Source organism: Streptococcus mitis (genome assembly GCF_965111735.1).
In the GTDB taxonomy this organism is placed as follows: domain Bacteria; phylum Bacillota; class Bacilli; order Lactobacillales; family Streptococcaceae; genus Streptococcus; species Streptococcus mitis_DR.
Genome location: NZ_OZ217346.1, coordinates 1,452,896 through 1,472,576, shown reverse-complemented (window position 1 = coordinate 1,472,576; position 19,681 = coordinate 1,452,896). Strand labels below are relative to the sequence as shown.

Sequence of the window (19,681 nt, the reverse complement as noted above, 5' to 3'; positions counted from 1 at the left end):
CCTTTTTATGCTATACTTAAGATATGCATAGAAAAACAGTGATTGATTTTAGGGCTTTGGGCGAGAGATACACCTTTACCCAGCCTATTAAAGAGTTGAAAACGAGAAATGTAGCAGAAGTGGCAGATTTGCTGGTACAAGTGGAAAGCTACCAAGAGCAAGGCTACTATGTGGTGGGCTATGTCAGCTACGAGGCTGCACCTGCTTTTGAGGAGAAATTAGCAGTTCACAAAGCGCCTTTACTGGCAGAGTACCTGCTATATTTTACCGTTCATGATAGCGTAGAAACTTCACCTATTCCTCTGACTTATGATGAGGTTGATTTGCCTTCAAATTGGCAGGAAGTAACGTCTGCAGAGGACTATGAAAAGGCGATTGCCCAGATTCATCATCATTTGCGGCAGGGGGACACCTACCAGGTAAACTACACCGTACAACTCAAGCAAAAATTAAGTGCTAATCCTTTTGCCATCTACAATCGTATGGTGGTAGAGCAGGAGGCGGGTTACAATGCTTATGTTGAACATGATGAGATGGCAGTGATTTCCATGAGTCCAGAGCTCTTTTTTGAGCAAAATGGCCGCGAGTTGACAACGCGACCAATGAAGGGAACGACTCAGCGTGCCATGACTGACCAAGAAGACCTTGCCCAAGCTAGTTGGTTAGAACAGGATCCCAAAAATCGCTCTGAAAATATGATGATTGTGGACCTCTTGCGCAACGATATGAACCGTATTTCTGAAGTGGGAAGTGAGCATGTGGAGCGTTTGTGTCAAGTGGAGCAGTATTCAACTGTTTGGCAGATGACTTCGACTATCAAGAGTCGGTTGCGAGAGGATGTTGACCTTGTTGAAATCTTCCGTTCTCTTTTTCCTTGTGGTTCCATAACGGGAGCTCCGAAAATTGCGACAATGGAGATTATAAAGGACTTGGAGCCACAACCACGCGGAGTCTACTGTGGAACGATTGGTCTCTTGCTTCCAAATGGACGACGGATTTTTAATGTTGCTATCCGAACTATTCAACTGTATCAAGGGAAAGCCATCTATGGAGTAGGTGGCGGTATTACATGGGATAGCACTTGGGAATCTGAATACCGAGAGGTTCATCAAAAGGCGGCAGTTCTCTATCGTAAACAAGCTCGTTTCCAACTGATTACGACTGGAAAAATCAGTCAGAAGAACTTGCTGTTTGAGAATCAACATATAGAAAGGCTGAGAACAGCTAGTCGGTATTTTGCTTTTCCTTTTGATGCAGAAGACTTGAAACAAAAGATAGAAGAAGAGTGTCGAGCTTGTGATTATCGCCAAGACTATCGATTGCGAATTTCTCTCGGCAAGTCTGGAGAGATAGAACTCAGTCGTCAAGTATTAACACCTCTTGGTCCAAGTTTTTGTCAGGCCAAACTTTGTCTGCAAGAAGCTAATTTGCAACAAGCCTTTACCTACTTCAAAACAAGCTACCGACCTCACTTGAGCCTAGGGGAACAAGAGAAGATTTACCATAATCAAAGAGGAGAATTGCTTGAAACCTCTATTGGAAATTTGGTTCTGAAAATCGCTGGGAAACTCTACACACCGTCTATCCGACTGGGAATCTTACCAGGAATTTACCGTCAACATTTGCTGGAAACAGGAGAGGTAGAAGAGAAAGTCGTGACCTTGGCAGATTTAGTCCAAGCAGAAGCTATTTATGGCTGTAATGCAGTCAGGGGCTTGTATGAATTGTCAGTAAGGGAGAACTAAATGAAACTAATATTTTTACATGGATTAGGCCAGTCAGCAGATAGTTGGCAAGAAGTGCAAGAGTTGCTTGTAGATTATCCTTCTGAAGCCCTAGAGTTATTTCCTTCCGGAGTTGCTACCTATCAAGAAGCCAAGGAGCGCATCTATCAGTATTTATCAAAAGAGACAGAACCTTTTGTTTTGATTGGATTGTCCTTAGGTGCTGCTCTGGCACTAGAACTTTCCAGTTACGATTTACCAAATCTTCAGGCCTTGGTTTTGTCAGGCTGTCCATTGAAAGTGGCGGGCAATATCCTTTTTTACATTCAGTTGCTGATTTTTAAACTACTTCCCAAAAGGGTGTTTGAAAAACAGGGAGCAGATAAGGCTCTTATGGTTAGAGTTTCCGAAGAATTAAAAACACTTGATTTAAGGGAGATTGCAAAGAATTGTCCCTATCCAACTTTGTTAATTTGTGGTAGTCAGGATAAGCCAAATCTTAGTTCAATGAAAGCTATTCAAGAACTGATGTCAAATTCCCAGTTCCAGATCATCCCTGACGGTCCTCATGTCTTGAATAAGGAAAAACCAAAGGAGTTTGTAGAAAATACCAGAAGTTTCCTTGAATTGCTGAAATAAGTTTGATAAAATAATATTGAAAACGATATCATAATTATGGGAGAAAGAAATGAACAAACGTCTATTTTTAAAAATGAGTCTGGCTACCCTGCCAGCTTTAGCCTTGTTTTCACAACCTGTGTTAGCAGAAGAAAACGTTCATTTTTCTAGTTGTAAGGAAGCTTGGGCGAATGGATACTCGGATATTCACGAGGGAGAACCAGGATATTCTGCCAAGTTAGACCGAGACCATGATGGTGTAGCTTGTGAATTGAAGAATGCTCCTAAGGGTGCTTTCAAAGTAAAACAATCAACGGTGGCTCAAACTAACACAAGTTCAGCAACAACAAGTGGTTGGGTTGAGCAGGATGGCGCTTGGTACTATTTTGATGAAAATGGAAATCCAGTGAAAAATGCATGGCAGGGAAACTATTACTTGAAATCAGATGGTAAAATGGCACAGAGCGAATGGATTTATGATTCTTACTATCAAGCTTGGTATTATTTGAAATCAGATGGATCTTATGCAAAGAATGCATGGCAAGGAGATTATTACCTTAAATCAAACGGTAAAATGGCACAAGGTGAGTGGCTTTATGACTCTTCTTACCAAGCCTGGTATTACTTGAAATCAGATGGTTCTTATGCTCGCAATGCATGGCAAGAAAACTACTATTTGAAATCAGATGGTAAAATGGCTAAAAATGAGCGAGTTGATGGAGGCCGTTATTATGTAGATGCTTCAGGTCTCTGGAAACCATAAGTCAGGATAAAATCCAGAAAGTTAATGCAAACCTTTGCATAAGCAACTAAAATTTGTTATACTAGTACTGTAAGCATTTTCAATTAATTCATAATGAAAAAGGAGAATATGATGAGTCAAAAGATTATTGGGATTGACCTTGGTGGAACTTCTATCAAATTTGCAATCTTGACAACAGCAGGAGAAATCCAAGAAAAATGGTCTATCAAGACCAACATTTTGGATGAGGGAAGTCATATCGTAGATGATATGATTGAGTCTATTCAACATCGTTTGGACTTGCTTGGATTGGCAGCAGCAGACTTCCAAGGTATTGGAATGGGATCACCTGGTGTGGTTGACCGTGAAAAAGGAACTGTTATCGGTGCCTACAACCTCAACTGGAAAACCCTTCAACCGATTAAAGAAAAGATTGAAAAAGCCTTGGGCATTCCATTTTTCATCGATAATGATGCCAACGTAGCAGCTCTTGGTGAACGTTGGATGGGGGCTGGTGATAACCAACCAGACGTTGTCTTTATGACACTTGGTACAGGTGTTGGTGGCGGTATCGTCGCAGAAGGCAAATTGCTTCACGGTGTTGCTGGTGCAGCAGGTGAGCTTGGCCACATCACTGTTGACTTTGACCAACCAATCGCATGTACTTGCGGTAAGAAAGGTTGCCTTGAGACAGTTGCTTCAGCAACAGGTATTGTCAACTTGACTCGTCGTTATGCCGACGAATACGAAGGTGATGCAGCCTTGAAACGCTTGATTGATAATGGAGAAGAAGTAACTGCTAAGACTGTCTTTGATTTGGCAAAAGAAGGAGACGATCTTGCTTTGATCGTTTACCGTAATTTCTCACGTTACTTGGGAATCGCTTGTGCTAACATTGGCTCAATCCTAAACCCATCAACAATCGTTATCGGTGGCGGTGTGTCAGCTGCAGGAGAATTCCTTCTACAAGGTGTTCAAAAGGTTTACGACGAAAATACCTTCCCACAAGTACGCACAACAACTAAACTAGCTCTTGCAACTCTAGGAAATGACGCTGGAGTTATCGGAGCAGCATCACTTGTATTGCAATAAAATAAAAATGACAGAGCTTGGTGATTCATCAGGCTCTTTTTCAAGATCATAATTGTAAATATAACTCTTAACTTTTTGATTTTAGAAAGGAGATTTTAAATGAATAAGTCAGAACAATCCATGTTTGAATTGGCTTTGTCCATTGCAAAAAAGCACATGAGGGACAATATGATAAGGCTGGAGTAGTTTATATCAAACACCCTCTTTTTGTAGCAAGTCTGGTCGATACGCAAGAAGAAAAGGCAGTCGCTCTATTGCACGATGTTCTTGAAGATAGCCCTTATACAGTAGAAGAACTAATATTGGCTGGTTTACCAGAGACTGTTGTTACTGCAGTGCAGGTACTGACCAAGAAAAAGGGACAAGATTATCAACAATATTTGGAACTTGTTAAATCGAATCCTATAGCACGTTGTGTCAAATTAGCAGATTTGAAACATAATTCAGATTTATCTAGACTAGCTACAATTACTGAAAAGGATCTGGAACGATTTGAAAAATACAAGAAAGCTATTGATTATCTGAGAATGTAGAAAAGCTTTTTTTATGCTATACTAGTTAGGACAATAAATGAGGTGAGAGAGAATGACAAAAGCAGATATTATTTTTAAAGAAAATATTGAACGAATCCTCAAAGACGGTGTCTTTTCTGAGCAGGCCCGTCCCAAGTACAAGGATGGGACAGTTGCCAACTCCAAGTATGTAACGGGTGCATTTGCCGAGTATGACTTGGCCAAGGGGGAATTCCCCATTACAACTTTACGCCCTATCGCTATCAAATCCGCCATCAAGGAAGTGCTCTGGATTTACCAAGACCAGTCAAATAGCCTAGACGTGCTTAATGACAAGTACAATGTTCACTACTGGAATGACTGGGAAGTGGGAGATACGGGAACCATCGGTGAGCGCTATGGTGCCGTTGTTAAGAAACACGATATCATCAATAAGATTCTCAAGCAGTTGGAAGCCAACCCTTGGAACCGCCGCAATATCATTTCGCTCTGGGATTACCAAGCTTTCGAAGAAACAGATGGGCTGCTCCCGTGCGCTTTTCAGACCATGTTTGATGTCCGCCGTGTAGATGGGGAAATTTATTTGGATGCGACCTTGACCCAGCGTTCTAATGATATGCTGGTGGCCCACCATATCAACGCTATGCAGTATGTAGCTCTTCAAATGATGATTGCCAAGCATTTTGGCTGGAAGGTTGGGAAGTTCTTCTACTTCATCAACAACCTCCATATCTATGACAATCAATTTGAACAAGCTCAGGAATTGCTTCGTCGTGAGCCGTCAAACTGCCAACCACGTTTGGTTTTGAATGTGCCAGATGGGACTAATTTCTTTGATATCAAAGCGGAAGACTTTGAGTTGGTGGATTATGACCCTGTCAAACCACAGTTGAAGTTTGACCTAGCTATTTAAAAGAATAGAAAAAAGAAGTTGAGACAATGAATCCCAACTTCTTTTGTTTCTTAACGTGATACGCGGCGGCGAGCTGCTTTTTTACGGTTTTCTTCGATGAAAGCTGCTTTTTGCTCTTCTGGTTCGATCACTTTCTTTTTAAATGCGTATACTGCACCTGCAACTGCAGCGACAGTTCCTGCGACACCTGTTACAAGACCTTTAGCGAATCCTTTAGCCATGAGTCTTCCTCCTTTATCTTCTTAATCAGCCAGCCCCCCTCAAGAGGTCACATTTTTCTGACTGACCTTTTTGTGTTATAATAATAGTAACGAAAAAATGGGAATTTTTCAAGGAAAAAAGATGAAAACAAAAATAATTGTGATTGTTGGACCGACTGCAGTTGGAAAAACAGCCCTTGCCATCGAAGTTGCAAAGCGTTTTAATGGCGAAGTGGTTAGTGGAGATAGCCAGCAAGTCTATCGAGGACTTGATATTGGGACGGCCAAGGCTAGCCCAGAGGAGCAAGCGGCTGTTCCTCATCATTTGATTGATGTTAGAGAGGTAACCGAGTCTTACTCGGCTTTTGATTTTGTTTCAGAAGCCAAGATGGCTATTGAGGATATTCACAGCCGTGGCAAGCTAGCCATTATTGCTGGTGGGACTGGACTTTATATCCAGAGCTTGCTAGAAGGTTATCACCTGGGTGGGGAGACTCCCCATGCAGAGATTTTGGCCTATCGGGCTAGTTTGGAGCCTTATACAGATGAGGAATTAGCTCATTTGGTGGAGCAAGCAGGTCTTGAAATTCCCCAATTTAATCGTCGTCGTGCTATGCGTGCCTTGGAAATTGCCCATTTTGGTCAGGATTTGGAAAATCAAGAGACCTTGTATGAACCATTGATTATCTGCTTGGATGATGAACGTAGTCAATTATATGAACGTATCAATCACCGAGTGGACCTGATGTTTGAAGCTGGACTTCTAGACGAAGCCAAGTGGTTGTTTGACCATTATCCAGATGTGCAGGCTGCTAAAGGAATTGGCTATAAGGAACTCTTTCCTTACTTCCGTGGAGAGCAGACCTTGGAGGAAGCCAGTGAGAGTCTCAAACAGGCGACTCGTCGTTTTGCCAAGCGTCAGCTAACTTGGTTCCGTAATCGCATGCAGGTCACCTTTTATCAGATTGGAGAAGCTGGTGTGCAAGACCGCATTTTAAGCCAGATAGAGGAGTTTTTAGATGATTGATACGGAAAAAAAAGAGGAGCGAGTCCTGCTCATTGGTGTGGAATTGCAGGGCATGGACAATTTTGACCTCTCCATGGAAGAATTGGCCAGTCTAGCTAAGACAGCTGGGGCAGTCGTTGTAGATAGTTACAGACAGAAACGTGAAAAATATGATTCCAAGACCTTCGTCGGCTCTGGTAAGTTGGAAGAAATTGCACTCATGGTAGATGCAGAAGAAATCACCACTGTCATCGTCAACAACCGTCTGACCCCAAGGCAAAATGTCAATCTAGAGGAAGTTCTGGGTGTTAAGGTCATTGACCGTATGCAGTTGATTTTGGATATCTTTGCTATGCGAGCTCGAAGCCATGAAGGGAAGCTCCAAGTCCACCTAGCCCAGCTCAAATATCTCTTGCCCCGCTTGGTTGGTCAGGGGATTATGCTCAGTCGTCAGGCAGGGGGAATTGGTTCCCGTGGACCTGGTGAAAGCCAGCTGGAGCTGAACCGTCGTAGCGTTCGCAACCAAATCACAGATATCGAGCGCCAGCTCAAGGTGGTTGAGAAAAATCGGGCGACTGTCAGAGAAAAACGTCTGGAGTCTAGCACCTTTAAGATTGGTTTGATTGGTTATACCAATGCTGGGAAGTCAACTATCATGAACACCTTAACCAGTAAGACCCAGTATGAGGCTGACGAACTCTTTGCGACTCTGGACGCGACGACTAAGAGTATTCATCTAGGGGGCAATCTTCAAGTAACTTTGACAGATACAGTGGGCTTTATCCAAGATTTGCCGACAGAGTTGGTGTCCAGTTTCAAGTCAACCTTGGAAGAAAGCAAGTATGTAGACCTTCTGGTTCATGTTATCGATGCCAGCAATCCTTACCATGAGGAGCATGAAAAAACAGTTCTTTCCATCATGAAAGACCTGGACATGGAAGATATTCCTCGTCTGACACTTTATAATAAAGCGGATTTGGTGGAGGATTTCACGCCTACCCAAACGCCTTATGCCCTCATTTCTGCCAAGTCTGAGGATAGTCGTGAGAACTTGCAGGCACTATTTTTAGAGAAAATCAAGGATATTTTTGAATCCTTTACCCTGCGCGTTCCTTTTTCAAAGTCCTACAAGATTCATGATTTAGAAAGTGTTGCGATTCTTGAAGAACGTGATTATCAAGATGACGGAGAAGTCATTACAGGCTACATTTCTAAGAAAAATAAATGGAGGTTAGAGGAATTTTATGACTGATATTAAAACGTTGGCTCTAAAATATGGGGGCTATACAAGTCTGGACAAGGTCTATCTGGATCAGCTTCTAGCTGGCAAGACAGAGCAGGAGCAGTTGGCACTTATCACACCTCCGCCCAGCGTTGTCAATGCTTATTTTGCAGAACTTTACCAAAAAAAGAGTCCTGAAGCGGCAACCGATTATTTTGCGGAACTCAGTCAAGAACTGAATCTTTACAATACTGAACCTAGTTTCACCCTCGAAAACAAGCCTTTTATTCGCCTAAACCTGTCTGGTAAATCCTTTGGTTTTTGTTATGAGAGTGAGGGTCTGGGTCGAATTTTCTCTGAAAATGAAGAGGTTATTTCAGAAGATTTGCTCTTTGAAATTGCGCAAATTTTCCCCCATCAACTGATCTTTGAAGAGTCTGGTAAGATTTACATGAAGGCTGTCGGGGACGAGGAAGTTGTTAGCGTGGAAAATATCACAGCTTTGACTGATTTAGAAATCTTAACTGATGGTCGCAAGCGTCTTAAAGGCTATAGCCAAGAGGATTTATTGCAAGAAGCTGTTGCTTTTTCTGGCAAGCGCTATTTCCGATCGGAAAACCGCACAGCCATGTTATATATTGATTAATTAGAAAGTATCGAATGGATATTCAATTTTTAGGAACGGGGGCTGGTCAGCCCTCTAAAGCCCGCAATGTCTCAAGTCTCGCCCTGAAACTCTTGGACGAGATTAACGAAGTCTGGCTCTTTGACTGTGGAGAAGGTACGCAAAATCGCATTCTTGAAACGACAATTCGACCACGTAAGGTCAGCAAAATCTTTATCACCCATCTACATGGAGACCACATTTTTGGCCTGCCAGGTTTCCTTTCTAGCCGTGCCTTTCAAGCCAATGAAGAGCAGACAGATTTGGAAATCTATGGACCGCAAGGGATTAAGTCATTTGTCTTAACCAGCCTTCGTGTGTCAGGTTCGCGCCTGCCTTACCGTATTCATTTTCATGAGTTTGACCAAGATTCTCTAGGAAAAATCCTTGAGACCGATAAATTCGCGGTGTATGCAGAGGAGCTGGACCACACTATTTTCTGTGTTGGCTATCGTGTTATCCAAAAGGATCTAGAAGGAACGCTGGATGCTGAAAAACTCAAGGCTGCTGGTGTCCCATTTGGCCCACTTTTTGGGAAAATCAAAAACGGTCAGGATGTTGTTTTGGAAGATGGAACTGAAATCAAGGCAGCAGACTATATCTCAGCTCCACGTCCAGGTAAAATTATCACTATTTTAGGAGACACTCGAAAAACGGATGCCAGTGTGCGTCTGGCTGTCAATGCCGATGTCCTAGTTCATGAGTCCACTTATGGCAAGGGTGATGAAAAAATTGCTCGTAACCATGGCCACTCTACTAACATGCAAGCTGCGCAAGTAGCGGTAGAAGCAGGTGCCAAACGCCTCTTGCTCAACCATATCAGTGCCCGTTTCCTCTCAAAAGATATCAGCAAGCTCAAAAAAGATGCTGCTAGTGTTTTTGAAAATGTCCATGTGGTCAAAGACTTGGAAGAAGTGGAAATCTAGCAGTCACAGAAAGGAACAGTATGTCTACTATTCTCATTACAGGAGCTAGCGGTGGCCTAGCACAAGAGATGGTCAAACTCTTGCCAAATGACCAACTTATCTTGCTTGGTCGAAATAAGGAAAAATTAGCCCAACTCTACGGAAACCATCCCCATGCAGAATTGATGGAAATCGATATTACCGATGATTCAGCTTTAGAAACTCTGGTAGCAGACCTCTATCTCCGTTATGGCAAGATTGATGTTTTGATAAACAACGCTGGTTACGGGATTTTTGAGGAATTTTACCAGATTTCTGACCAAGATATTCATCAGATGTTCGAGGTCAATACCTTTGCCCTAATGAATCTGTCTCGTCGCCTTGCGGCTCGAATGAAGGAAAGTCGAAAAGGCCATATCATCAATATTGTTAGCATGGCAGGTTTGATTGCTACTGGCAAGTCCAGTCTCTACTCAGCAACTAAGTTTGCTGCTATTGGTTTTTCAAATGCTCTGCGCCTCGAACTTATGCCCTATGGAGTCTATGTGACAACAGTCAATCCAGGACCAATCCGAACAGGATTTTTTGACCAGGCCGATCCAGATGGCACCTATCTCAAGTCGGTTGACCGCTTCCTGTTGAAACCAGATGCAGTGGCTAAAAAGATTGTCAAGATTATAGGAAAAAACAAACGAGAACTCAATCTACCGATGTTGTTGCACCTAGCCCATAAGTTTTACACCCTCTTTCCCAAGCTAGCAGATAAGTTGGCAGGGGAAACTTTTAACTATAAATAGAAGAAGTTCCTTTCAAAGGGACTTTTTTACTTTTTTAATTTAAATGTTAATGAATGCTTTTCTTTTAAAACTACATTCAGTTTTTTTAATTCTTCTACAAATTTTAGAAAAAACAATCAAAAGCTAAATTCCCAAACTAACTTCCACCGCTGGTAAAAGTGGAAGTTAGTCTGATAAAAATCGTAAAAACCAGTGGAAATCCGTGTCAGGGTAAGTTCCACTGGTTTTACTAATGCTTGATTTCATCGCTTTTGTAACCAAAATGAATCAAAAAAAAGAGCGCACAAAATCCCCTCATCTGAAAGCGTTTCAGATTAAGTTCCGCTATGGTGGAAGTTAGTGTGAGACGTTTGAATGGGGTTGAAGGTTAATTTTTAGAACGAGTAATGTAGCAAACTGACAGACGTCTTCTGCAGGTATTTTAGAAATACCAAGAAGCTTAGGAATCTCTTCTCTGTAAGTAAAAGCAAGGAGTTCATGGGCTGACTTTCCATTCAAAGCAGCGCGTTTGACACTGTTGACATGCGAACAAACGAGATTAATGTCCTCTTGAGTTAAGTTGTCAAAAGAAGTTCCCTTTGGTAGAATATCGCGAATCAGCGTGTGATTTTTCTCAATTCTGTCTTTCTGGTCAGAGCGATTAGGGTCACAAAAGAAGAGTCTACTCTCTCCTCGCACATCCATTTCGATTTCATCAACCCTGACAAACTCTTCACCATTATCTGTCAGAATGACAGGAAAGAGTTGGAAGAAATCTTTGTCAGCTTGGTGAAGAGTGTTCTTGATGTCATAGAGGTGTTTGGTAACCTCAAGGGCAGTTTTATTATCCAGAAGTCTAGCGAAGATAAAGTTACAGAAAGATAGATTGAAGGTGAGTAGGACTTTACCTCCCATCCTCCCCAGAACTGTATCCATTTCTAGCCAAGAGTCTAGTTGATTAAGGGCTAAATAGTTTTGGAAATCCTCATAGGAACGGCTTTTTTCGCTTCTTTAGGGATGGAAGGTAGCTTACTTTTCCGTCTTTCTTTGAATTTAACGGCTCTGGCTAGGTCAATAGGAGCGATAGATAGGTATCCTTTTCGGATGTGTCGATAGACAGTTGAGGAGCTGACATCAAGGTTATGAGTTTTGAGGATATGATAGATGTGTTGTCCCTTTTTAACACCATCAGAAATGACTTTGTCCATGTCCCAGAAGGTCTTGGAATTGAGGGGAGTTCCTTCACGAGCTTCGACAAGAGTTTGTTCGTACTGCTTTTGAGCTTGCTTAGCGAGGTAGAAGATTTTTTTAAATCCACAATTTTGTCTTCTTTTAGGGCATCCATTACAGACAAAGGTATCCTTATCGAGTAGAGGACAAGGAAGGTTGTTAGAGGTAGAGTCTCTAATTTATTTGTTTCGTTTGACTTCTTTAGAAACAGTAGTTGGGTCTTTTAGAATAAGTTGCCTAATAGCTTTGAATGTTTCCCCGCGTTCTAAGCCTAATTGGATATCATTGCGGTCTGAAAGTGTAAGGTGTTTCTTTTTTGTCATAGTAGACCTCATTTCTAACTCAAACGTCTTACACTTAATTCCACCATAAAAATCCGTTTTAGACTAATTTCCACTTTGACCAGCCAAGTGGAAGTTACTTTGAGAAGTTACCTAAACAATCAAAAATATTATTTTATATCTTAAAGTATTGAAAATTCCTATATTATTTTATAAAATAAGGATAAAAGACTATTAAAAGTGATGCGCTCACATAAAAATGAAAACGATTACTAAAAGGAGAGTTTTTATGGGAAAAGGCCATTGGAATCGGGAAAGAGTTTATAGCATTCGTAAGTTTGCTGTGGGAGCTTGCTCAGTAATGATTGGGACTTGTGCAGTTCTATTAGGAGGAAATATAGCTGGAGAATCTGTAGTTTATGCGGATGAAACACCTATTACTCATACTGCTGAGAAACCTAAAGAGGAAGAACCGATAGTAGAATAAAAGGTTGATCAATCTTTGGAAACTAAAAATGTAGTCGAAAGGGCAGAACACAGCGAAACTAGCTTAACTGGATCTATTGTATCTGAGAAGAAAGAAGATGAAGCTGTAACTCCAAAAGAGGAAAAAGTGTCTGCTAAACCTGAAGAAAAAGCGCCAAAGGTAGAATCACAAGCTTCAAGTCAAGAAAAACCGGTCAAGGAAGATGATAAAAGTGAATTTTAATCAAAATTGGCACTTTAAACTCAATGTAAATTCTAAGGAGGCCATTAAACCGAATGCAGACGTATCTACGTGGAAAAAATTAGATTTACTGCATGACTGGAGTATCTTTAATGATTTCGATCATGAATCTCCTGCCCAAAACAAAGGTGGACAGCTTAACGGTGGTGAAGCTTGGTATCGCAAGACTTTCAAACTTGATGAAAAAGACCTCAAGAAAAATGTTCGCCTTACTTTTGATGGCGTCTACATGGATTCTCAAGTTTATGTCAATGGTCAGTTAGTGGGGCATTACCCAAATGGTTATAATCAATTTTCATATGATATCACTAAATATTTGAATAAAGATAGACGTGAGAATGTAATTGATGTTCATGCAGTCAATAAACAGCCAAGTAGTCGTTGGTATTCAGGAAGTGGTATCTATCGTGATGTAACTTTACAAGTGACAGATAAGGTTCATGTTGAGAAAAATGGGACAACCATTTTAATACCAAAACTTGAAGAACAACAACATGGCAAGGTTGAAACTCATGTAACCAGCAAAATCGTCAATACGGACGACAAAGACCACGAACTTGTTGCCGAATATCAAATTGTTGAACGTGGTGGGCAGCATGTAACAGGCTTAGTTCGTACATCTAGTCGTACTTTGAAAGCTCATGAAACGACACAACTTGATGCTATTTTAGAAGTTGAAAAACCAAAGCTCTGGACAGTCCTAAGTGATAAACCTGCTTTGTACGAATTGGTTACTCGTGTATATCGTGACGGTCAGTTTGTGGATGCTAAGAAAGATCTGTTTGGTTATCGTTACTATAACTGGACACCAAATGAAGGTTTCTTTTTGAATGGTGAACGTATTAAATTCCATGGTGTTTCTTTACACCACGATTACGGAGCACTTGGAGCGGAAGAAAACTATAAAGCTGAGTACCGTCGTCTTAAACAGATGAAAGAAATGGGTGTCAATTCCATTCGTACAACGCATAACCCTGCCAGTGAGCAAACCTTGCAAATAGCTGCTGAACTTGGTTTGCTTGTTCAAGAAGAAGCCTTTGATACTTGGTATGGAGGCAAGAAACCATATGACTACGGACGTTTCTTTGAAAAAGATGCTACTCATCCAGAAGCTAAAAAAGATGAAAAATGGTCTGATTTTGACTTACGTACCATGGTTGAAAGAGGCAAAAACAATCCAGCTATCTTCATGTGGTCAATCGGTAATGAAATCGGTGAAGCTAATGGTGATGCTCATTCACTAGCTACAGTAAAGCGTTTGGTCAAGGTTATTAAAGACGTTGATAAGACACGCTACGTTACTATGGGAGCAGATAAGTTCCGTTTCGGTAATGGTAGTGGTGGACATGAGAAAATTGCCGAAGAATTAGATGCTGTTGGTTTTAACTACTCTGAAGATAACTATAAAGCTCTTCGAGCTAAGCATCCAAAATGGTTGATTTATGGTTCTGAAATCTCTTCAGCAACTCGTACTCGTGGTAGTGATTATCGTCCTGAACGTGAATTGAAACATAGTAATGGACCTGAACGTAATTGCGAACAGTCAGACTACGGTAATGACAGAGTCGGCTGGGGTAAAACAGCCACAGATTCATGGACTTTTGACCGAGACAATGCTGGCTATGCTGGTCAATTTATCTGGACTGGGACAGACTATATTGGGGAGCCAACACCTTGGCATAACCAAAACCACACGCCAGTTAAGAGTTCATACTTTGGTATTGTAGATACTGCAGGTATTCCAAAATATGACTTCTATCTCTACCAAAGTCAATGGGTTTCAGTTAAAAAGAAACCAATGGTCCATCTTCTTCCTCACTGGAACTGGGAAAATGAAGAGTTAGCATCAAAAGTAGCTGATTCAGAAGGCAAGATTCCAGTTCGTGCTTATTCGAATGCTTCTAGTGTAGAATTGTTTTTAAATGGCCAGTCTCTAGGAGAGAAGAAATTTAACAAAAAGTAAACTAGCGATGGAAGAACATACCAAGAGGAAGCTAATGCTAAAGAGCTTTATCTCGAGTGGAAGGTTGCTTATAAACTAGGAACTCTAGAAGCAGTGGCTCGCGATGATGCTAGTAAAGAGATTGCAAGAGATAAAATTACTACTGCGGGGCAACCAGCAGGTGTACGCCTCATCAAGGAAGAAAATGCAATCGCAGCAGATGGCAAAGATTTGACTTACATCTACTACGAAATTGTAGACAGTGAAGGCAATGTTGTTCCAACTGCTAACAATCTCGTTCGCTTCCAATTGCATGGGTAAGGACAGCTAGTCGGTGTCGATAATGGGGAACAAGCTAGCCGTGAACGTTACAAAGCGCAGCCAGATGGTTCTTGGGTTCGTAAAGCCTTTAATGGTAAGGGTGTTGCAATTGTCAAGTCAACTGAGCAAGCAGGTAAATTCACGCTTACTGCTCATTCTGATCTCTTGAAGTCTGCGCAAGTAACTGTCTTTACTGGTAAACAAGAAGATAAAGAAAAAACAGTTTTAGGAACAGAAACACCAAAAGTACGCACAGTTATTTCTCAAATTCCAAAAATGCCGAAAACAGTAGGTTTTGTATACAGCGATGGTAGTCGTGAAAAACTTCCAGTAACTTGGTCTCAAGTCGATGTTAGTCAAGCAGGAGTTGTGACTGTTAAAGGTACAGCAAATGGACGTGAGGTAGAGGCTCGTGTCGAGGTTCTAGCAATTGCGAAAGAATTACCAACAGTTAAACGTGTTGCTTCAGGATCAGACTTGAACACTGTAGATAAATATGTGTCAATACTTGTAACCGATGGAAGTGTACAAGAGTACGAAGTAGATAGCTGGGAGGTTGCGGAAGCAGATAAAGCCAAACTTTCAGTAGCTGGATCACGTATTCAAATGACTGGTCAGTTAGCTGGAGAAACTATTCATGCAACTCTTGTGGTAGAAGAAGGAAATGCTGCAGCACCTGTAGTGCCAACTGTTACTGTTGGAGGTGAAGCAGTAACAGGTCTTACTAGTCAACAACCAATGCAATACCGCACTCTTGCTTATGGTGCCCAATTGCCAGAAGTCACAGCAAATGCTGAAAATGCTGATGTTACAGTTCTTCAAGCAAGCGCAGCAAATGACATGCGTGCAAGCATCTTTGTTCAATCTAAAGATGGTGGCCCTCTTCAAACCTATGCAATTCAATTCCTAGAAGAAGCACCAAAAATTGCTCACTTGAGCTTGCAAGTGGAACAAGCTGACGGTCTCAAAGAAGACCAAACAGTCAACTTGTCGATTCGAGCTCACTATCAAGATGGAACGCAAGCTGTATTACCAGCTGATAAGGTGACCTTCTCTACAAGCGGTGAAGGGGAAGTTGTAGTCCGAAAAGGAATGCTTGAGTTGCATAAACCAGGAGCACTCACTCTGAAAGCTGAATATGAGGGTGCTACAGGTCAAATCAATCTCACTATACAAGCAAATATTGAGAAGAAGATTGCGCAATCCATCCGTCCTGTAAATGTAGTGACAGATTTACACCAAGAACCTACTCTTCCGTCAACAGTAACTGTTGAGTATGACAAAGGTTTCCCTAAAACTCATAAAGTCACTTGGCAAGCTATTCCGAAAGAAAAACTAGACTCCTATCAAACCTTTGAAGTGCTAGGTAAAGTTGAAGGCATTGACCTTGAAGCGCGTGCTAAAGTATCTGTAGAAGGCATCGTTTCAGTTGAAGAAGTTAGTGCGACAACTCCAGTCGCAGAAGCACCACAATTACCAGAAAGCGTTCGTACATATGATTCAAATGGTCACGTTTCATCAGCTAAGGTTGCATGGGATGCGATTCGTCCAGAGCAATACGCTCAGGAAGGTGTCTTTACAGTTAATGGTCGCTTAGAAGGTACTCAATTAACAACTAAACTTCATGTTCGAGTATCTGCTCAAACTGAGCAAGGTGCAAACATTTCTGACCAATGGACCGGTTCAGAATTGCCACTTGCCTTTGCTTCAGACTCAAATCCAACCGACCCTGTTTCAAATGTCAACGATAAGTTGATTTCCTTTAATGACCGACCAGCCAATCGTTGGACAAACTGGAATCGTAGTAATCCAGAAGCTTCAGTCGGTGTTCTGTTTGGAGATTCAGGTATCTTGAGCAAACGCTCCGTTCATAATCTAAGTGTCGGATTCCACGAAGACCATGGAGTTGGTGCACCGAAGTCTTATGTGATTGAGTATTATGTTGGTAATACTGCTCCAACAGCTCCTAAGAATCCTAGCTTTGTAGGCAATGAGGACCATGTCTTTAATGATTCTGCCAACTGGAAACCAGTGACTAATCTAAAAGCCCCTGCTCAACTCAAGGCTGGAGAAATGAACCACTTTAACTTTGATAAAGTTGAAACCTATGCTGTTCGTATTCGCATGGTCAAAGCAGATAACAAGCGTGGAACGTCTATCACAGAAGTACAAATCTTTGCGAAACAAGTTACGGCAGCCAAGCAAGGACAAACAAGAATCCAAGTTGACGGCAAAGACTTAGCAAACTTCAACCCTGATTTGACAGACTACTACCTTGAGTCTGTAGATGGAAAAGTTCCGGCAGTCACAGCAAGTGTTAGCAACAATGGTCTCGCTACCGTCGTTCCAAGCGTTCGTGAAGGTGAGCCAGTTCGTGTCATCGCGAAAGCTGAAAATGGCGACATCTTAGGAGAATACCGTCTGCACTTCACTAAGGATAAGAACTTACTTTCTCATAAACCAGTTGCTGCGGTTAAACAAGCTCGCTTGGTACAAGTAGGTCAAGCACTTGAATTGCCGACTAAGGTTCCAGTTTACTTCACAGGTAAAGACGGCTACTAAACAAAAGACCTGACAGTTGAATGGGAAGAAGTTCCAGCGGAAAATCTGACAAAAGCAGGTCAATTTACTGTTCGAGGTCGTGTCCTTGGTAGTGACCTTGTTGCTGAGTTCACTGTACGAGTGACAGACAAACTTGGTGAGGTTCTTTCAGATAACCCTAACTATGATGAAAATGGTAATCAGGCCTTTGCTTCAGCAACCAACGATATTGATAAAAACTCTCATGACCGCGTTGACTATCTCAATGACGGAGATCATTCAGAAAATCGTCGTTGGACAAACTGGTCTGCAAGACCGTCTACCAATCCAGAAGTATCAGCAGGCGTCATCTTCCGTGAAAACGGTAAGATTGTCGAACGGACTGTTGCGCAAGCTAAACTTCACTTCTTTGCAGATAGTGGTACAGATGCACCATCTAAACTTGTTTTGGAACGCTATGTCGGCCCAGACTTTGAAGTGCCGACCTATTATTCAAACTACCAAGCCTACGAATCTGGACATCCATTTAACAATCCAGAAAATTGGGAAGCTGTTCCTTATCGTGCGTATAAAGATATTGCAGCTGGTGATGAAATCAACGTAACATTCAAAGCTGTCAAAGCCAAAGCTATGAGATGGCGTATGGAGCGTAAAGCAGATAAGAGCGGTGTTGCGATGATTGAGATGACCTTCCTTGCACCAAGCGAATTGCCTCAAGAAAGTACTCAATCGAAGATTCTTGTAGATGGAAAAGAACTTCCTGATTTCGCTGAAAATCGTCAAGATTATCAAATTACCTATAAAGGTCAACGTCCAAAAGTCTCAGTTGAAGAAAACAATCAAGTAGCTTCAACTGTGGTGAATAGTGGTGATGATAGTCTTCCAGTACTTGTTCGTCTCGTTTCAGAAAGTGGAAAACAAGTTAAGGAATACCGTATCCAGTTGACCAAGGAAAAACCAGTTTCTGAGAAAACAGTTGCTGCAGTACAAGAAGAACTTCCGAAACTTGAATTGGTTGAAAAAGATTTAGCCTACAAGACAGTTGAGAAAAAAGATTCAACACTGTTTCTTGGTGAAACTCGTGTAGAACAAGAAGGAAAAGTTGGTAAGGAACGTATCTTTACAGGCATTAATCCTGATGGAAGTAAGTAAGAAAAACTCCATGAGGTGGTAGAGGCACCAACAGACCGCATTGTCTTGGTTGGAACCAAACTAGGAACTTTTCCTCCAGAAGACGAAGTTAAAAATCTTGTTCTGAATCGCCCAGAACTTGTAGTCGAAGAAGAAACCATTGACTTCAAGGTTCAGGAACAAAAGAATGACAAACTTCCAGCAGGTCAAACTCGTGTTCTCCAAGAAGGAAGACAAGGCGTTCGTGTTCACTTGATTGAGGTTGAAAATGGTAAGCGAACTGAAAAGGATAGCTATGATAAAGTTTTGGTTCAGAATCGCATCGTAGAAGTCGGCACAGCTGGTGAAACAACTATACCAGTAGCTCAAGAAGCTACAAAACCACAAGTGTCAGAAAAAGCAGATACAAAACAAATCGCTTTAAGTGAAGCCAGTCAAGCTAATAAAGTGCAGTTGCCAAATACAGGAAGTGCGGTAAGCCAAGCAGCAGTAGCAGCAGGTTTAGCTCTTCTAAGTTTGAGTGCAGGATTAGTAGCTACTAAAGGTAAAAAGAAGACTAGAAATTTTGATACCTTCTTTATCATTAAAGACCAGAGAGAAACTCTTGTCCTAGATAGAAGATAAAGAGTCTGGGACAAAAGTCTAACCTTAGATATAAAAAGCGAACAAAACGAGTTATCTGACACTCAGAATTCTGTCTTGTTCGCTTTTTTGTCTAATCAATCGATTTTAAAATTTATAATAAAGAATTCCGAAAATCAAAATCTTTTTGTCCCAGCCTCTTTTCTTTGATACGACGGGCATGTCGTGCATCTGAGGTGTAAGTCCTCCGTGGGCACTCGCTACCGGTGAACCCAATAGCGATTCCCAAGCCTGATTATCGTGAGGTAGCGGGGAGAGGAAAGGATAGCGAAATCGTGGCTCTACAAACAGGAACGTGATAGTAAGGCGTATATAGCGGATAAGGGGGCCTGAAACTCTAAAGTCCAAAAAGGTAGTAACCTATATGCGTAAATTACGAGAGTAATTGAATTCGGACTAAGATTTATCTTTTTCACTGTAACCTTTTAACGTCCTCATATCTTGTATAAACGAGGAAAGATGTACGACTTATCCCGTGAGGTCTCATGAGCG

Annotated in this window: 10 protein-coding genes and 4 pseudogenes; 12 read left to right on the top strand and 2 right to left on the bottom strand. The window is 41.6% G+C overall.

Translation table 11 applies throughout. The features are described from left to right. Positions 1 to 23 precede the first annotated feature (23 nt). From pabB to ACLV7W_RS07115, 6 genes and pseudogenes are all read left to right on the top strand, one after another. Positions 24 to 1,745, top strand: a complete 1,722-nt coding sequence (pabB, locus tag ACLV7W_RS07140) for an aminodeoxychorismate synthase component I (RefSeq protein WP_411865690.1) — start codon at positions 24 to 26, stop codon at positions 1,743 to 1,745. Next, complete coding sequence (locus ACLV7W_RS07135; RefSeq protein WP_261011070.1) at positions 1,746 to 2,363, top strand: alpha/beta fold hydrolase; 618 nt, start codon at positions 1,746 to 1,748, stop codon at positions 2,361 to 2,363. 49 nt (positions 2,364 to 2,412) lie between these two features. Next, positions 2,413 to 3,099, top strand: a pseudogene (locus ACLV7W_RS07130) (excalibur calcium-binding domain-containing protein); the annotation flags it as partial. A gap of 117 nt (positions 3,100 to 3,216) precedes the next feature. Then, complete coding sequence (locus tag ACLV7W_RS07125) at positions 3,217 to 4,176, top strand: ROK family glucokinase (RefSeq protein WP_020902451.1); 960 nt, start codon at positions 3,217 to 3,219, stop codon at positions 4,174 to 4,176. Positions 4,177 to 4,275: 99 nt separating this feature from the next. Next, a pseudogene (locus ACLV7W_RS07120) lies at positions 4,276 to 4,709 on the top strand (GTP pyrophosphokinase). A 52-nt stretch (positions 4,710 to 4,761) separates the two neighbouring features. Then, complete coding sequence (locus ACLV7W_RS07115; RefSeq protein ID WP_020903655.1) at positions 4,762 to 5,601, top strand: thymidylate synthase; 840 nt, start codon at positions 4,762 to 4,764, stop codon at positions 5,599 to 5,601. A 50-nt stretch (positions 5,602 to 5,651) separates the two neighbouring features. Here the strand turns inward: ACLV7W_RS07115 and ACLV7W_RS07110 are convergent, their stop codons facing one another. Next, positions 5,652 to 5,822 carry a DUF3042 family protein gene (locus ACLV7W_RS07110; RefSeq protein WP_001051780.1) on the bottom strand — a complete coding sequence of 57 codons (171 nt, stop codon included), beginning with the start codon at positions 5,820 to 5,822 and terminating at the stop codon, positions 5,652 to 5,654. Positions 5,823 to 5,943: 121 nt separating this feature from the next. Between ACLV7W_RS07110 and miaA the strand changes: the two genes are divergently transcribed. From miaA to ACLV7W_RS07085, 5 genes are read left to right on the top strand one after another with little or no spacing between them, the layout of a single operon-like run. Continuing rightward, positions 5,944 to 6,828 (top strand): tRNA (adenosine(37)-N6)-dimethylallyltransferase MiaA, encoded by an 885-nt coding sequence (gene miaA / locus ACLV7W_RS07105; protein ID WP_261051980.1) that lies wholly within the window; start codon positions 5,944 to 5,946, stop codon positions 6,826 to 6,828. After that, positions 6,821 to 8,059, top strand: a complete 1,239-nt coding sequence (gene hflX / locus ACLV7W_RS07100; RefSeq protein WP_411865689.1) for a GTPase HflX — start codon at positions 6,821 to 6,823, stop codon at positions 8,057 to 8,059. The genes miaA and hflX overlap by 8 nt, the downstream gene beginning before the upstream one ends. Then, positions 8,052 to 8,675, top strand: a complete 624-nt coding sequence (locus ACLV7W_RS07095) for a cystathionine beta-lyase (protein ID WP_261051976.1) — start codon at positions 8,052 to 8,054, stop codon at positions 8,673 to 8,675. Before hflX ends, ACLV7W_RS07095 begins: the two co-directional genes overlap by 8 nt. Before the next feature lie 14 nt (positions 8,676 to 8,689). Next, positions 8,690 to 9,619: a ribonuclease Z gene (gene rnz / locus ACLV7W_RS07090; RefSeq protein WP_261051974.1), complete on the top strand. Its 930-nt coding sequence runs from the start codon at positions 8,690 to 8,692 to the stop codon at positions 9,617 to 9,619. Positions 9,620 to 9,639: 20 nt separating this feature from the next. Then, entirely contained in the window at positions 9,640 to 10,395 is a 756-nt protein-coding gene (locus tag ACLV7W_RS07085) for an SDR family NAD(P)-dependent oxidoreductase (protein WP_411865688.1), read from the top strand. Between the two features lie 336 nt (positions 10,396 to 10,731). On the opposite strand, the pseudogene ACLV7W_RS07080 reads toward ACLV7W_RS07085, so the two are convergent. Further along, positions 10,732 to 11,927 (bottom strand): annotated as a pseudogene (locus tag ACLV7W_RS07080) (IS30 family transposase). A gap of 247 nt (positions 11,928 to 12,174) precedes the next feature. On the opposite strand from ACLV7W_RS07080, the pseudogene bgaA reads away from it, so the two are divergent. After that, positions 12,175 to 19,171, top strand: a pseudogene (bgaA, locus tag ACLV7W_RS07075) (LPXTG-anchored adhesin/beta-galactosidase BgaA). Positions 19,172 to 19,681 lie beyond the last annotated feature (510 nt).

What these genes read in the sequence shown, in the direction of transcription:
- pabB (WP_411865690.1), top strand. Translation starts at nt 24, where the DNA reads ATGCATAGAAAAACAGTGATTGATTTTAGGGCTTTGGGCGAGAGATAC.
- ACLV7W_RS07135 (WP_261011070.1), top strand. Translation starts at nt 1,746, where the DNA reads ATGAAACTAATATTTTTACATGGATTAGGCCAGTCAGCAGATAGTTGG.
- ACLV7W_RS07125 (WP_020902451.1), top strand. Translation starts at nt 3,217, where the DNA reads ATGAGTCAAAAGATTATTGGGATTGACCTTGGTGGAACTTCTATCAAA.
- ACLV7W_RS07115 (WP_020903655.1), top strand. Translation starts at nt 4,762, where the DNA reads ATGACAAAAGCAGATATTATTTTTAAAGAAAATATTGAACGAATCCTC.
- ACLV7W_RS07110 (WP_001051780.1), bottom strand. Translation starts at nt 5,822, where the DNA reads ATGGCTAAAGGATTCGCTAAAGGTCTTGTAACAGGTGTCGCAGGAACT.
- miaA (WP_261051980.1), top strand. Translation starts at nt 5,944, where the DNA reads ATGAAAACAAAAATAATTGTGATTGTTGGACCGACTGCAGTTGGAAAA.
- hflX (WP_411865689.1), top strand. Translation starts at nt 6,821, where the DNA reads ATGATTGATACGGAAAAAAAAGAGGAGCGAGTCCTGCTCATTGGTGTG.
- ACLV7W_RS07095 (WP_261051976.1), top strand. Translation starts at nt 8,052, where the DNA reads ATGACTGATATTAAAACGTTGGCTCTAAAATATGGGGGCTATACAAGT.
- rnz (WP_261051974.1), top strand. Translation starts at nt 8,690, where the DNA reads ATGGATATTCAATTTTTAGGAACGGGGGCTGGTCAGCCCTCTAAAGCC.
- ACLV7W_RS07085 (WP_411865688.1), top strand. Translation starts at nt 9,640, where the DNA reads ATGTCTACTATTCTCATTACAGGAGCTAGCGGTGGCCTAGCACAAGAG.